This window comes from Paracoccus sp. pheM1 (assembly GCF_018499825.1).
Taxonomy (GTDB): Bacteria; Pseudomonadota; Alphaproteobacteria; order Rhodobacterales; family Rhodobacteraceae; genus Paracoccus; species Paracoccus versutus.
Window position 1 is genome coordinate 1 of sequence record NZ_JAGXCX010000001.1, and the last position, 13,901, is coordinate 13,901.

Annotated in this window: 16 protein-coding genes and 1 tRNA gene; 9 read left to right on the forward strand and 8 right to left on the reverse strand. The window is 70.5% G+C overall.

Going from position 1 to position 13,901, the window contains the following annotated elements; genetic code table 11:
• Positions 1-150 precede the first annotated feature (150 nt).
• The gene (gene greA / locus KF941_RS00005; protein WP_024845767.1) at positions 151-621 is read left to right on the forward strand and encodes a transcription elongation factor GreA; all 471 of its coding nucleotides are present in this window, start codon (positions 151-153) and stop codon (positions 619-621) included.
• Positions 622-638: 17 nt separating this feature from the next.
• Positions 639-1,613: a hypothetical protein gene (locus tag KF941_RS00010; protein ID WP_214272229.1), complete on the forward strand. Its 975-nt coding sequence runs from the start codon at positions 639-641 to the stop codon at positions 1,611-1,613.
• On the opposite strand, the gene KF941_RS00015 is transcribed toward KF941_RS00010, so the two are convergent.
• Positions 1,610-2,197: a GNAT family N-acetyltransferase gene (locus KF941_RS00015; protein ID WP_214272230.1), complete on the reverse strand. Its 588-nt coding sequence runs from the start codon at positions 2,195-2,197 to the stop codon at positions 1,610-1,612. The genes KF941_RS00010 and KF941_RS00015 overlap by 4 nt on opposite strands.
• A gap of 98 nt (positions 2,198-2,295) precedes the next feature.
• On the opposite strand from KF941_RS00015, the gene KF941_RS00020 reads away from it, so the two are divergent.
• Both KF941_RS00020 and KF941_RS00025 read left to right on the forward strand, forming a co-directional pair.
• Positions 2,296-3,072 (forward strand): AzlC family ABC transporter permease, encoded by a 777-nt coding sequence (locus tag KF941_RS00020; RefSeq protein ID WP_083539059.1) that lies wholly within the window; start codon positions 2,296-2,298, stop codon positions 3,070-3,072.
• Positions 3,069-3,401, forward strand: a complete 333-nt coding sequence (locus KF941_RS00025; RefSeq protein ID WP_072461693.1) for an AzlD domain-containing protein — start codon at positions 3,069-3,071, stop codon at positions 3,399-3,401. The genes KF941_RS00020 and KF941_RS00025 overlap by 4 nt, the downstream gene beginning before the upstream one ends.
• Here the strand turns inward: KF941_RS00025 and KF941_RS00030 are convergent.
• From KF941_RS00030 to KF941_RS00045, 4 genes are all read right to left on the reverse strand, one after another.
• Positions 3,386-4,033, reverse strand: coding sequence for a hypothetical protein (locus KF941_RS00030; RefSeq protein ID WP_052096194.1), 648 nt, complete (start codon positions 4,031-4,033; stop codon positions 3,386-3,388). The two genes, KF941_RS00025 and KF941_RS00030, sit on opposite strands and share 16 nt — an antisense overlap.
• Positions 4,034-4,056: 23 nt before the next feature.
• A complete protein-coding gene (locus tag KF941_RS00035; protein ID WP_024845773.1) occupies positions 4,057-4,209 on the reverse strand; it encodes an aa3-type cytochrome c oxidase subunit IV in 153 nt (50 codons plus the stop codon).
• Between the two features lie 62 nt (positions 4,210-4,271).
• Positions 4,272-5,294, reverse strand: a complete 1,023-nt coding sequence (locus tag KF941_RS00040) for an MBL fold metallo-hydrolase (protein ID WP_036759335.1) — start codon at positions 5,292-5,294, stop codon at positions 4,272-4,274.
• Positions 5,291-6,982: an acyl-CoA dehydrogenase gene (locus KF941_RS00045; RefSeq protein ID WP_114537285.1), complete on the reverse strand. Its 1,692-nt coding sequence runs from the start codon at positions 6,980-6,982 to the stop codon at positions 5,291-5,293. The genes KF941_RS00040 and KF941_RS00045 overlap by 4 nt, the downstream gene beginning before the upstream one ends.
• Positions 6,983-7,096: 114 nt before the next feature.
• Here KF941_RS00045 and KF941_RS00050 point away from each other — a divergent pair, with 114 nt between their 5' ends.
• Positions 7,097-8,047, forward strand: coding sequence for an L-threonylcarbamoyladenylate synthase (locus KF941_RS00050; RefSeq protein ID WP_214272231.1), 951 nt, complete (start codon positions 7,097-7,099; stop codon positions 8,045-8,047).
• A gap of 3 nt (positions 8,048-8,050) precedes the next feature.
• Here the strand turns inward: KF941_RS00050 and KF941_RS00055 are convergent, their stop codons facing one another.
• A complete protein-coding gene (locus KF941_RS00055) occupies positions 8,051-8,623 on the reverse strand; it encodes a YqgE/AlgH family protein (protein WP_036759328.1) in 573 nt (190 codons plus the stop codon).
• Positions 8,624-8,730: 107 nt separating this feature from the next.
• Between KF941_RS00055 and KF941_RS00060 the strand changes: the two genes are divergently transcribed.
• Positions 8,731-9,513, forward strand: a complete 783-nt coding sequence (locus KF941_RS00060; RefSeq protein WP_036759325.1) for a protein-disulfide reductase DsbD domain-containing protein — start codon at positions 8,731-8,733, stop codon at positions 9,511-9,513.
• A 9-nt stretch (positions 9,514-9,522) separates the two neighbouring features.
• Here the strand turns inward: KF941_RS00060 and KF941_RS00065 are convergent, their stop codons facing one another.
• Positions 9,523-10,329 carry a uracil-DNA glycosylase gene (locus tag KF941_RS00065; protein WP_114537287.1) on the reverse strand — a complete coding sequence of 269 codons (807 nt, stop codon included), beginning with the start codon at positions 10,327-10,329 and terminating at the stop codon, positions 9,523-9,525.
• A 101-nt stretch (positions 10,330-10,430) separates the two neighbouring features.
• On the reverse strand, positions 10,431-10,832 hold the full coding sequence (locus tag KF941_RS00070; RefSeq protein ID WP_214272232.1) for a hypothetical protein: 402 nt from the start codon (positions 10,830-10,832) through the stop codon (positions 10,431-10,433).
• Between the two features lie 154 nt (positions 10,833-10,986).
• On the opposite strand from KF941_RS00070, the gene leuB reads away from it, so the two are divergent.
• From leuB to KF941_RS00085, 3 genes are all read left to right on the forward strand, one after another.
• Positions 10,987-12,105, forward strand: a complete 1,119-nt coding sequence (leuB, locus tag KF941_RS00075; RefSeq protein WP_036759322.1) for a 3-isopropylmalate dehydrogenase — start codon at positions 10,987-10,989, stop codon at positions 12,103-12,105.
• A gap of 60 nt (positions 12,106-12,165) precedes the next feature.
• Positions 12,166-13,119, forward strand: a complete 954-nt coding sequence (locus KF941_RS00080; protein WP_072461696.1) for a DMT family transporter — start codon at positions 12,166-12,168, stop codon at positions 13,117-13,119.
• A 196-nt stretch (positions 13,120-13,315) separates the two neighbouring features.
• Positions 13,316-13,392 (forward strand) — tRNA-Pro (locus KF941_RS00085).
• The last annotated feature ends 509 nt before the right edge of the window (positions 13,393-13,901 follow it).

The window sequence follows — 13,901 nt, forward strand, 5'->3', positions numbered from 1 at the left end:
ATCGCATCCGCCGGGACTTGAAACAGGGACGGGATCGCGCCACGATGCCCCTCGGATTTTCAGCGGGCGCCCCCGGCCGATGGCCGGGGGCGTTCCAACAGCTTGTTTCGCGTTGACTGGCGTCGCACCGTTGCGACCGGAAGGACTGGAATGGAAAAGATACCGATGACCCGCGCGGGCTACGACCAGCTGGACGAGGAACTGCGCGAGCTGCGCTCGGTCCAGCGCCCGGCGGTGATCCGCGCCATCGCCGAGGCGCGCGAGCATGGCGACCTGTCGGAAAATGCCGAATATCACGCCGCCCGCGAAAAGCAGAGCTTCGTCGAGGGCCGCATCAAGGAACTGGAGATGATCCTTTCGCGGGCCGAGGTCATCGACCCGAGCCGGCTGAACGGCTCGATCAAGTTCGGCGCCACCGTCACCCTGCTCGACGAGGATTCCGAGGAAGAGCGCACCTACCAGATCGTCGGCGAGGCCGAGGCGGACCTGGAGCGCGGGCTTCTGAACATCCGCTCGCCCCTGGCCCGCGCCCTGATCGGCAAGGACGAGGGCGACAGCGTCGAGGTGGTGACGCCGGGGGGCGGGAAATCCTATGAGATCATCTCGATCCGCTATGTCTGAAGGAAGGGGCCGGGCGCATGGACTCGCTTGATCCGCTGCGCAGGCTGGCCGTCGAACAGGCCCGCAACCGCGTGCTGGCGATCGGCGCGGGGGTCAGCCTGGCCTGGCTGGCGCTGGTCGGGCTGTTTGCGCTTTTCGGCCCGGAGGCCGAAGGGCAGGGCGCGGCGGGCTGGCTGGTCTGGCTGGTGGGCGTGATCCTGCCCTTGGCGCTGGTCTGGCTGGCGGTCTGGTCGGCGCGCAGCCTGCTGCTCCTGCGCCAGGAGGCCGAGGAGCTGCGCGCCATGCTGGCCCGGATGCAGGACCAGGGCATGGCCGGCGAACCCATGGCCGACCCGCGCGCGGCCGCGTCGTCCTCCGCCCCCGTTTCCGCGCCGGCCGCGCGGCGCGGCATGGTGCCGCCCGCGCCGCGGCCCTCTGCCGCGGATGCGCGGCAGGCCAGCCTGGAGCTGGATTCGCCGCCCGCGGCCCAGCTGACGCCGGCCGAGCTGTTCCATGCGCTGAACTTTCCCGACGGTCCCGAGGATCGCGAGGCGATTCGCTGCCTGCGGCTGGCGCTGGCCGATCCGGGCATGGCCCGGCTGATCCGGGCGGCGCAGGACGTGGTCACGCTGTTGGCGGGGCAGGGCGTCTACATGGACGAGCTGGCCGTCCCCGAGGCCGATCCCGTCCTGTGGCGCCGCTTTGCCGAGGGCGCGCGCGGCGAGGCCGTGGCCGACCTGGCGGTGATTCGCGACGAGGCCGCCCTGGCCAGCGCCGGGGCGATGCTGCATGGCGACGAGGTGTTTCGCGACGTCGCCCATCATTTCCTGCGCCATTTCGACCGGCTGATGAGCCGCAAGGTGCAGGACAGCGACCCGCAATTGCTGGCCGCGCTGGCCGAGACCCGCTCGGGCCGGGCCTTTACCCTGCTGGCGCAGGTGACCGGCATGCTGGGCCGCGCCGGCACCCAGGCCGAGGGGGTCGAGGGGGCAGAGGGGGCGGGCGCGCGCTAAAGCGGCAGCCGCAGCACATGGGCCGGCGCCGACCAGGGCCAGCCCAGCCTTTGGCGGTCCTGCGGCTGGAAGCCCATCGCCCGCCATGCCGCCAGCGCGGCGCGATTGCCGGCCTGGACCTCGGCGCGCAGGGCGGGGTGGCCCTGCCGGCGGGCATGGGCGGCGGCGGCCTCGACCAGCGCCCGCGCGATGCCGCGCCCGCGCCATTGCGGCAGCACCGCGATCCCGTCCAGGACCAGGTCCGCCGTCTCGGCGCCGGGCCGGTAAAGCCCGGTCGCCAGGTGGCGCAGCCGTCCGCGCAGCGGCCCCCAGACCGCGACGAAGCCGCCGTGCCCCGGATCGAGGAAGCCGCCCCCCGCATCGCGCAGCCCGGCGATTCCCAGCAGCCGCCCCGAGGGCGACAGCGCCACCAGCGCGCCTTGCGGCCGCATGGCGGCGCGGACCAGCGCCGCGCCCTGCCGCGGCCCTGCCGGCCAGGGCAGGATCTGCGCCCCGAAATGCCGCCAGTAAAGCGCCGCCGCCGCGCCCCGCAGCTCGGGCGGGATGCCGCGCAGGATGCGGGGCGGGGTCTGCGATCCGGTCATGGCTGTCCCTGCATGTTCTTGTATGGTGGTTCTTGTGTCGGGCGGCGGTTTTGGCCATTGTGCCGCCAGCCTTATCCGCATCGCGAGCCTTTTTCACCATGTCCGCGCAAGCCGGCCTTGCGGCCCAGCCCAGCCACTCCCCCGACCAGAGCCGCGCGCTGCTGCGCAGCCCGGCGCAATGCCTGCGCCACGGCTTCCTGCAGGCGCTGCCCTTTATCCTGGTGCTTCTGCCCTTTGGCATGCTGTTTGGCGTGGTGGCCACGGATGCGGGGCTGGACCTGCCGCAGATCCTGGGCTTCACCGTGCTGGTGCTGGCCGGCGCGTCGCAATTCACCGCCGTCCAGCTGCTGACCGACCAGGCGCCGGCGCTGGTGGTCATCGTCTCGGCCATCGCGGTCAACCTGCGCATGGCGATGTATTCGGCCTCGCTGGTGCCCTGGCTGGGCGGGGCCAGGCCGCGCGACCGGGCCTGGATTTCCTATGTGCTGATCGACCAGACCTATGCGCTGGCGATCCAGCATTATGAAAAGCACCCGCGGCTGAGCATGGGGCAGCGCATCGGCTATTTCCTGGGCGCGGCGCTGGCCACCTGCCCGTTCTGGCTGCTGGCCACGCTGCTGGGCGTCTGGCTGGGCAACGCCATCCCCGAGGGCTGGGCGCTGGACTTCGCCATGCCCGTCACCTTCCTGGCGCTGATCGCGCCGATGCTGCGCAGCCCGGCCCATGTCGCGGCGGCGCTGGTGGCAGTTGTGGCCTCGCTGGCCTTTGCCTTCCTGCCCTCGGGGCTGGGGCTGTTCGTGGCCGCGCCGCTGGCCATGCTGGCCGGCGCCGGGGTCGAGGTATTGATGGAACGTAGAAACGGAGCCCGCCTGTGACCGGCTATAGCGATGTGACGATCTGGCTGATCATCCTGACCGTGGCGCTGGGAACCTATGGGCTGCGCTGGTCCTTTCTTGGCGCCTTCGGCAGCCGGCCGATGCCGCTCTGGGCGCAGCGGCTCTTGCGCTATACGGCGGTGGGGGTGCTGCCGGCCATCGTGGCGCCGCTGGTGGTCTGGCCGGCGGCCACGCATGGCGAGCCCGATCCGGCGCGGATGCTTGCGGCAACGGTGGCCGTGGCGGTGGGCGTGGCGACGCGCAACGTGCTGGCGGCCATCCTGGGCGGGATGGCCACGCTTTACACGGCGCTTTACCTCATGACGTGAAGCTGGCCGTCGCGGCCATAGCCGGCGATCGCGCCGCCTTTCTGGCGCAGCAGCACGTCGTGGTTGTTGGCCGGGTCGCCGTCCATGTGCCGGCGCGAGGTCACGCCCGGCAGCGTCAGGAACCATTCGCGCAGCTTGAGCGGCGAAAAGCCGGTGGGCGCGCCTTCGAATCCGGGCACGCGGCTTAGCGCCTTGCCGGTGTTGACGGCGCAGAAGCTCTTGTTCGAGGCCCCCTGCCGCTCGACCGAGCGGATCGCGGCCTCGGCGATGGCCAGCGGCACCTGCACCGTGTCCTCGGCCACCCAGTAGGTCGAGCGCGCGTGATAGTCGATGTAGAAGTTCCTGAAGTTCGGCGTGATGCCGTAAAGCACGTCGTGCCGTTCCGGGATCGCCGGGTGTTCCCAGCTGCCGGCGGGATCATAGATCACCCGCTGGCTGCCGTTGATCATTACCGCGGAATGCCCGCCTTCGCCGCGGGGGATGCCGATCACGGTGAACAGGGTGATCGAGGGCGGCCCCTCCGCGACATAGCGGGCGCGCCGGATCGACTCGTCGCTGGCCCATTTGTTGTCGGAGCCGCAGGCCGCAAGCGCGGCCGGCAGCGCCAGCGCAAGGAAGGCACGCCTTTGCATCTTTGGTCTTTCCCCGGTCAGGATCAGGCGTTGGCCAGGGCCATGAATACCAGCACGGCAATGGCCAGCACGCTGACCCAGGTCGCGGCCTTGATGAAGCCTGCGAAGGTTGCCTGGTGGTGACGGATGTCCATTTCGCCGTGCTTGTGTTCGGTGATTTCGTGATGCGAGGCCATGATCCTGTCCGTAAAACGATGCGATGCGTCGGGGGCAGGGATAACCCAAGGCGCCGGCCGTGTCACGCCCCCCAAAGCACCGCGCCCGATTCGGTCTGGCCCACGGGCCACACCCGGCCGGTCGCGCGCAGGTGGTTGATGTGGCCCACGGCCTCGGCCAGGGCGAGGCCGAATTCCGGCTTGGCGATCTGGCGGCGATAGAGCAGCGGAAAGCAGCCGACGGTGCTTTGCGGCTGTTGCCGCAGCCCGTCCAGCAGCCGGTCCAGCGCGGCGCGCTGGTTCTCGGCCAGTTGCCGCAGCCGGGTCGGCAGGCCGCGATAGGGCAGCTTGTGGCCGGGCAGGACCAGTTGCTCGGGCTGCGCGAACCCGGCCAGCCGCTCGCAGCTTTCCAGCCAGTCGCCGACGGAATCGGCCTCGGGCTCGGTCGGATAGACGCCCAGGTTGGGCGAGATCGTCGCCAGCAGCTGGTCGCCGCCAATCACCAGGTCGTCGTCGAGCGACCACAGGGTGGCATGTTCCGGCGCGTGGCCATGGCCCATGCGCAGGGTCCAGCGCCGCTCGCCGAAGGCCACCTGCTGGCCCTCGGCCAGCCGCCGGTAGCCGGGGGGCAGGGGCGCGCAGACATCGGCGCTGTTGAAGGGGCGCTCGTGGCTGCGTTCCTCCAGCAGCTCGGGCGGCATCCCGGCCTGGCGCCAGAAGGCGATGGCCTGCGGCGTCGGGCGTTCCTGCACGTCCAGGATGCCCATCCGCGCCGTCAGCCAGGCCGAGCGCGAGGTCCAAAGCTCGGCCCCCTGGGTCTGGAACCAGCCGGCCAGGCCCATGTGGTCGATGTGGTGATGGGTGGCGATCAGCCGCCTGACCGGCGCGCCGGCCAGCGGGCCCTGCAGGATGCCCTGCCAGATGCCGCGGGTGCGGCGGGTGTCCAGGCCGCTGTCCACCAGCGTCCAGCCATCCGCGTCGCGGAAGGCATAGACATTGACCGTATCGGGCTTGAAGGGCAGGGGCAGCTGGAACCAGAACACGCCGGGGGCGATCTCATGCGCCTCGCCCTCGGCCGGGGGGTTATGTGTCTCGCTGCGTATCACCCGGCCATTTGACCCAGCAGCACGGCGTCGTCAAGCGCCTCAAGATCGGCCAGCCCGGCGCGCGCCGCCGCCAGGTCGGCGGCGAATTGCGGCAGGATGCGGGCGATGTAGAGCCGCGCCAGCGCCTTGCTGCCGCCGCCGGTCGCGGCGCGCAGGTGGTAATGCGCGCCCAGCACCCGCGCAAAGGCGGAGAGGTAGGGCACGGCGCCGGCAAAGCGGTCCGGCATGTCCCGGTCCAGCAGCTCCTGCGTCGTCTCGCGCAGGGTTTCGGCGGCCTGCCACAGCTGGTTGGCCAGGTCCGGCTCGGCCGATTGCGCGGCCTTGGCGCCGTCCAGGATCTCGTCCAGCAGCGCCATCGCCGCGGCGCCGCCATCGGCCAGCTTGCGGCCGACCAGGTCCATGGCCTGGATGCCGTTGGTGCCCTCGTAGATCGCGGTGATGCGCACGTCGCGCAGGTATTGGGCGGCGCCGGTTTCCTCGACATAGCCCATGCCGCCATGCACCTGCACCGCGGTATCGGCGACGCGGATGCCGACATCGGTGCCATGCGCCTTGGCGATCGGCGTCAGGAAGGCGGCGCGCGCCGCCCATTCGTCGAGGCCGGTGGCCCGCGACATGTCCAGCGCCACCGCGCAGGCCATGCAGATGGCGCGGGCGGCAAAGACCTCGGCCCGCGATTCCGCCAGCATCCGGCGCACGTCGGGATGGCGCAGGATCGGCCCCGCCTGCACCCGTTCGGCGGCATAGGCCACGGCCTGCTGCAAGGCCGCCTCGGCCTGGGCCACGCCCTGCACGCCGACGCCCAGCCGGGCCGCGTTCATCATGGTGAACATGGCGGCCATGCCCTTGTGCTCCTCGCCCACGAGCCAGCCCTTGGCGCCCTCGAAGCTCATCACGCAGGTCGGGCTGCCGTGGATGCCCAGCTTGTGTTCCAGGCTGACGACGCGCAGGTCGTTGGCGACCCCCGGCTTGCCGTTCTCGTCCGGGATGAACTTGGGCACCATGAACAGGCTGATGCCGCGGGTGCCCGGCCCGCCGTCGGGCAGGCGCGCCAGCACCAGGTGGCAGACGTTCTCGGTCACGTCGCTGTCGCCCCAGGTGATGAAGATCTTCTGCCCGGTGACGCGATAGCTGCCGTCGCCCGCGCGTTCGGCGCGGGTGGTCAGCGCGCCCACGTCCGATCCCGCCTGCGGCTCGGTCAGGTTCATCGTGCCCGACCATTCGCCCGAGATCAGCTTCGGCAGGTAGAGCGCCTTCAACTCGTCGCTGCCGTGATGCTCCAGCGCCTCGATCTGGCCCTGGGTCAAGAGCGGGTTCAGCTGCAAGGCCAGGCAGGCCGAGGCGAGCATTTCGTTCACCGCCATGTTCAGCGCCTGCGGCAGGCCCATGCCGCCGTATTCGGGATCGGCGGCGATGCCGATCCAGCCGCCCTCGGCCAGGGCGCGGAACGCCTCGGCATAGCCGGGGGACGAGCGCAGCTTGCCGTTCTCCAGCCGTGCGGGGGTCAGGTCGCCGGCGCGGTTCACCGGGGCGATCACCTCGGTCGCCAGCTTTCCGGCCTCGGTCAGGATGGCGGCCATGGTCTCGGCCGTCGCCTCGGCAAAGCGCTGGGTGACGGACAGGTCTGGAAACGACACGACCCGGTTCAGAATGAACGCGATCTGTTCGACCGGGGCTTGATAGGCCATCCGCACTCTCTCCCTCTGGCGCCTTGGCAAATCCGGCTGCGGCGCGTAACTGATGCCTTGGGCTTCGATCATATTTGCCGGCCCGCGTCCATCAACCACAACCCGACGTAACGAATGCAGACGCTGATCCTTGGCCATGACCCGCAGGGCGTGCGCGCCGCCGCCGACCTGCTGGCGCAGGGCGAACTGGTCGCCATCCCGACCGAGACGGTCTACGGGCTGGCCGGCGACGCCCGCAATCCGCGCGCCGTGGCCCGCATCTACGAGGCCAAGGGACGGCCCAGCTTCAACCCGCTGATCGTGCATCTGCCGGACCTGGCGGCGGCCGAGCGCATCGCCGTCTTCGACGATGCCGCGCTGGCGCTGGCGCGGGCCTTCTGGCCGGGGGCGTTGACCATGGTGCTGCCGCTGCGGCCCGAGGCCGGCATCGCCTCGCTGGTGACGGCGGGGCTGGATACGGTGGCGATCCGCGTGCCGGCCCATCCGGCGGCGCAGGCGGTGCTGCGCACCTTTGGCGGGCCGTTGGCGGCGCCCTCGGCCAATCCCTCGGGGCGGATCAGCCCGACCACGGCGGCGCATGTCGCCGACCCCGAAAGCGGGCTGGGTGGGTGCATCGCGGCGGTCCTGGATGCGGGCGCCTGTCCGGTGGGGGTGGAATCGACCATCGTCGGCTGGGTCCGGGGCCGGCCCGCCCTGCTGCGCCCCGGCGGCGTCGCGGCCGAGGCCATCGAATCCGTGCTGGGCCAGCCGCTGGCCCGACCCGAAGGCAATGCCGAGGCGCCGACCTCGCCGGGGCAGCTGACCAGCCATTACGCGCCGCGCGCCAGCCTGCGGCTGAACGCCGGGGACGCGCGGCCGGGCGAGCTGCTGATCGGCTTCGGCCCCGTCGCGGGCGAGATGACGCTGAGCCAGACGGGCGATCTGGCCGAGGCCGCGGCGCGGCTGTTCGACCTGCTGCACCGCGCCGATGCCGAGGGGCGGCCCATCGCCGTCGCGCCGGTGCCGGACGCGGGCCTGGGCGCCGCGATCAACGACCGGCTGCGCCGTGCTGCCGCGCCGCGCTAGGGTTCAGGCGTGGCCCGCGCTGGGTGACAGCATCAGGGGGTCGATGCCCAGCGATTTCAGCGCCGCGCGCCATTTGCCGGGATTGTCGGTGCCGAAGATGATCTCGTCGCCGCGCTCCGAGGTCAGCCAGCCGTTGTCGCGGATTTCCGAATCCAGCTGCCCCGGCCCCCAGCCGGCATAGCCAAGCGCCAGCACGGCGGGCTGCGGGCCCTGGCCGCGCGCGAAATCTTCCAGGATGTCGCGGGTGGTGGACATGGCGAGGTCGTCGGTGATGCGCATCCGGTTCTCGCCCAGGTCGATGTCGCGGGGGGCGCGATGCAGCACGAAGCCGCGCCCCGGCTCGACCGGGCCGCCGAAGCGGACGGGGATGTCCAGCGCATTCGTGCCGGCCTGGATGCCAAGCTGTGCCAGCAGGTCGGAAAAGCCGATCTCGGGCAGCGGGCGGTTGACCACCAGCCCCATGGCGCCGTCCTCGGAATGGGCGCAGACCAGGATCACGGATTGCTCGAAGCGCGGGTCGCGCATGCCGGGCATGGCGATCAGCATCTTGCCGGTCAGGTTGCTCGACTGGTCCATGATCTGCTCCGTCCTTTTCCTCAAGATCGGCCCTGTCGGCTGTTTTCGCAAGGGATTGCCGCTAATGTGACTTCACCCCGAGGGGGCGGGACGACTAGAACGGCAGCATGAAGACCCTTGCCCTGCTATTCATGACCGCCGCGCCGGCACTGGCGCAGGATCTGCCGCCCGGACTGGCATCTGCCGAGCTGCTGCCCGGCTGGACCACGGCCGAAGGCCAGCGCATGACCGCGCTGCACCTGCGGCTCGAGCCGGGCTGGAAGACCTATTGGCGCAGCCCCGGCGATGCCGGCGTGCCGCCGCGCTTCGACTGGGGCGCCTCGCGCAACCTGGCCCAGGTGCGGCTGCTCTGGCCGCGCCCCGAGGTGATCGAATCGGGCGGCGAGCGCACGCTGGGCTATCACGGTGAACTGGTCCTGCCGATCGAGATCACCCCGGCCAGCCCCGCCGCGCCGGTCGAGCCCAGGGCGGTGGTGGATTTCGGCATCTGCCAGGACATCTGCGTGCCGGTGCGGGTGGAATTGCAGGCCGGCCCCCCCGGCCCGGCGCCCGATCCGCTGATCGAGGCGGCCATCGCCCGCCAGCCCGAGACCTCGGACCGCCAGCCCGAATGCCGCATCGCCCCGATCCAGGACGGCATGCAGGTGACGGCCACCCTGCCCGCGGCGGACAGCGCCCGCGGCGACGAGGTGGCGATGGAACTGGCCGACGACGAGATCTGGGTCTCGGCCCCGGAAACGCATGCAGCCGGCGGCCGGCTGGCGGCGCAGGCGGATTTCGTCGCGGCCTCGGGCAAGCCCTTTCCGCTGGATCCGCAGGCGCTGCGGGTGACGCTGATCGGCCCCGACGACGCGGTCGAGTTCCGCGGCTGCCGCGAGGCGGCGGACTAGCCGTCCCGCCTAGCCCTCCAGCCGGGCCGCCACCGACAGCAGGTCGGCCCAGGCCTCGCGCTTGGCCAGCGGCGTGCGCAGCAGATAGGCCGGATGCGCCATCGGCAGCGCCGGCAGGCCGAAGGCCGTCGTCCAATTGCCGCGCAGCTTCAGGATGCCCTGCTGGTTCAGCGCCGCGATGCAGGGCGTGTTGCCCATCAGCACCAGCAGTTGCGGCTGCGCCAGCTCGACATGCCGGGCCAGGAAGGGCAGCATCATTGCGATCTCGGCCGGCTCGGGGCGACGGTTGCCGGGCGGCCGCCAGGTCAGCACGTTGGTGATATAGAGCGCGCGTTCCGCATCCACCGCCTTGCGCGACAGGCCGATGGCGCCGAACATCTGGTCCAGAAGCTGGCCGGCGCGGCCGACGAAGGGGCGGCCCTGGCGGTCCTCTTCCTCGCCCGGCGCCTCGCCGATGATCATCACCCGCGCCGCCGGATTGCCGTCGCAGAAGCAGAAGTTGCGCGCGCCCTTCTTCAGCTCGATGCCGTCGAAGGCTTCCTGCGCCTCGGCCAGTTCGGCCAGGCTGGTCGCGGCGGCGGCCATGGCCTCGGCGCGGGCGACCAGATCCTCGGCCTCGTCGCGCGGCTGCGCCACGACCGGCGCGGCCTGGACGGCCGGGGCAGGGGGCGGTTCGGCACGGTCGGGCGCGGCATAGCGGTCGAGCGGCGCGTCGAGGCATGGCTCGTCCGCGCCCAGCTCGGCTTGCCATTGCAAAAGCGCCAGCGCCGTCTCGGCGTCCAGCGCGAATCCCCTGTAGGTCGGTTCGGCGGTCATGGCCGCAGGCTAGGGCGCGGCGCGGGCGCGGGCAAGATGCGACGCACAGCTGCGATCGCGCGAGCGGCACGATGCCTTGCCCCGGTCGCGCGACGCCAGCGTTACTGCGATTGCGTCAGCGGCGTGGTGCTGCCGCCCATGCCGACCAGCCGCTGGATCAGCGGCCTTGCCGTCGGCCCGATGCGGTCGCAGGCGCCCGGATCGTCCAGCAGCTTGAAGGCTGGCCCGTAATAGGTGCGGTCATAGGCCGCGGCGTCCAGCCCCAGCTTCGCCGCCAGAAGATCGCCCGTGCCGGTGATCAGCGTCCATTCCCCGTCGGTGATCGCGTAATCGGGGCAGTTCGAGGTGATGACGTTCACATTCGCCAGTTCCGCGATCAGCGATTTCGCCTGTGGGTCGGACAGGCCCGAGACATCGGGAAGCTTCACGGTGATGCCCCCGTCCGCCAGCGCCGCGCCGGTCCCCAGGACCAATGCGCCGGCCAGAGCCGCGAGTGCTTTCATGGATTGCCCCCTTGCTTGTTCTGGACGTTCGGTTTCGCGCGCCCATCCCGCCCGATCCGCCGGTCCCGTGCAACCCAATTCGCCGTGAACTTGACGCAGCACAGGCGCAAGGATACGCGATTGCCAACAGCCAGAAGCAAAGAGGATGCCTGCGATGACGACCTATTCCCTTCTGATCCTGCCCGGCGACGGCATCGGCCCCGAGGTCATGGCCGAGGTGCGCAAGGTCATCGGCTGGTTCCAGCAGAACCGCGGCCTGTCCTTCGACGTCAGCGAGGATCTGGTCGGCGGCGCGGCCTATGACAAACATGGCAAGCCCCTGGCGGACGAGACCATGGCCAAGGCGCAGGCGGTCGATGCGGTGCTGCTGGGCGCCGTCGGCGGGCCGAAATACGACGACCTGGATTTCTCGGTCAAGCCCGAGCGCGGCCTGCTGCGCCTGCGCAAGGAGATGGACCTGTTCGCCAACCTGCGGCCCGCGCAATGCTTCGACGCGCTGGCCGATTTCAGCTCGCTCAAGCGCGAGGTGGTGGCGGGTCTCGACATCCTGATCGTGCGCGAACTGACCTCGGGCGTCTATTTCGGCGAGCCGCGCGGCATTTCCGCCGACGACACCCCCGGCAACGAGGGCGGCCGCGTCGGCGTCAACACCCAGCGCTATACCTCGGGCGAGATTCGCCGCGTCGCCCGCTCGGCCTTCGAACTGGCCCGCAAGCGCGGCAACCGCGTCTGCTCGATGGAAAAGGCCAATGTGATGGAATCCGGCATCCTCTGGCGCGAAGAGGTGCAATGGGTCCATGACAACGAATATCCCGACGTGGAGCTGTCGCACATGTATGCCGACAACGGCGCCATGCAGCTGGTGCGCAATCCGCGCCAGTTCGACGTGATCGTGACCGACAACCTGTTCGGCGACATCCTGTCGGATGCGGCGGCGATGCTGACCGGCAGCCTGGGCATGCTGCCCTCGGCCAGCCTGGGCGCGCCGATGGAGAACGGCCGGCCCAAGGCGCTTTACGAGCCGGTGCATGGCTCGGCCCCCGACATCGCCGGGCAGGGCAAGGCCAACCCGATCGCCTGCATCCTCAGCTTCGCCATGTGCCTGCGCTATTCCTTCGGCCTGGGCGCCGAGGCCGACCTGCTGGAAAAGGCGGTCGAGAAGGTGCTGGCCGACGGCGTGCGCACCGGCGACCTGATGGGGGCCGAAGGCGGCAAGCCGGTCTCGACCGCCGAGATGGGCGACCACATCGTCGCGGCGCTTTCGGCGCTGTGACCGGCAGGCCGCGCCCGCATCGCCGGGCGCGGCCCAACCTGCGAACCGTCGGGGAGGGGCATGACGGCGGGCAACATCAAGGGCGCGCTGCTCGCCCTGCTGGCCATGGGGCTCTATTCGACCCATGACGTGATCATCAAGGTTCTGGGCGCGACCTATCCGGCGCTGCAGATCCTGTTCTTCTCGGCGCTGCTGTCCTTTCCGCCGCTGGCGGTGCTGCTGCTGCGCGACCCGACGCATGGCACGCTGCTGCCGCGCAACCCGTTCTGGGTCGGGCTGCGCTCGCTTTGCATCGTCATCTCGGGGATCGGCGGGTTCTATGCCTTTTCGGTGCTGCCGCTGGCGCAGGTCTATTCCATCCTCTTCGCCGCGCCGCTGATCGTCACCGTGCTGTCGGTGCCTCTCTTGGGCGAAAAGGTCGGGCTGCATCGCTGGCTGGCGGTCTGCGCCGGGCTTTGCGGCGTGCTGGTCGTGCTGCGTCCCGGCGTGACGCCCTTGGGGCTGGGGCACCTGGCGGCGCTGATGGGGGCGACGGCCACGGCGCTTTCCGCCATCGCCGTGCGACGCCTGGGCCGGTCCGAGCGCACGGTGATCCTGCTGCTTTGGCCGATGATCGGGAATTTCCTGCTGACCGGCGCCTCGCTGGGCTTTGCCTATCGCCCGATGGAGCTGGGCGACCTGGCGCTGACCGGGGTGATCGCGGCCTTGGGGCTGGCGGCGGGTTTCCTGCTGATCCTGGCCTATCAGGCCGGCGAGGCGGCCAATGTCGCGCCGATGCAATATTCGCAGATGCTCTGGGCGGTGGGTTACGGCTGGTTCCTGTTCGGCGAAAGCCCGGACGGGCCGACGGTGCTGGGGGCGGGTCTGATCATGGCCTCGGGGCTCTACATCCTGATGCGCGAGCGGCTGGGCGCCTCGCGCCTGCGGCCGGCGACGCGGGCGCGCCTGGGCGCCGAGGCGGTGACGGCCCCGCGCTGGAGCCTGTTGCAGCGCCTGCTGCGCGCGCGGGGCTGACGCGAAAGGCTTCCTGCATTCGGAAACCGCGCTGATGCGCCTGCTACGCGCACGGGTCTGACGCGGCACTCGCCCGGCACCGGCAGGCGAGATCTCCGCGCTTGCTGTGCGCGGGGCTGGCGCTGTTTTCTGCGGCTGTCCCGCAAGATTCCCCCTTGCATTCCGCCGCCCCAGGGGCTACCTGCCCCTTCACGGTCGGAGCGTAGCGCAGCCTGGTAGCGCACCTGCTTCGGGAGCAGGGGGTCGGAGGTTCGAATCCTCTCGCTCCGACCATGAAATTCTTGTGGCGTTTCAGAGAGTCTTGCCTTTTGTTTGATAAGGCACACTTCCGGCCCGCATCCCTCCCTTCAACGATGCCATCCCGTGGCGCAGGCAGCGAGTCCTCCTGCGCAAATAGGGTGGCAAGGTCTCGCGACGGCACACGAGTTGCATGACCGGGCTTCGGTCGCGGCATGGTTAAGGTTCAGATCAAGGATGTCCTCGACACCATGGTCGGTCCGGCCGAAGTGGGCGTGGCCATGCCCTGCGTTACCGATGAGATGGGCTTCGCACGGCCGGGCGCCGACCGGGATCTTGATGGGCTGCGGTCAGAAGGTCGAGGGAGGCGACACCCGGCGATTTCGTCAGCAACCCGCAAGGCCCCCGCGCGCGCGTTCCTGCAACAGGTCCTCCCCTGAACTGCCGCTGGGGGCCGGCTGTGCGGCAGGCAGCGATCCCAGGGGTTGCGCAGGCAGCAGATGCCCGGCAAGGCCCGGCAAGACCCGGCCGGTTCCGACGCATTG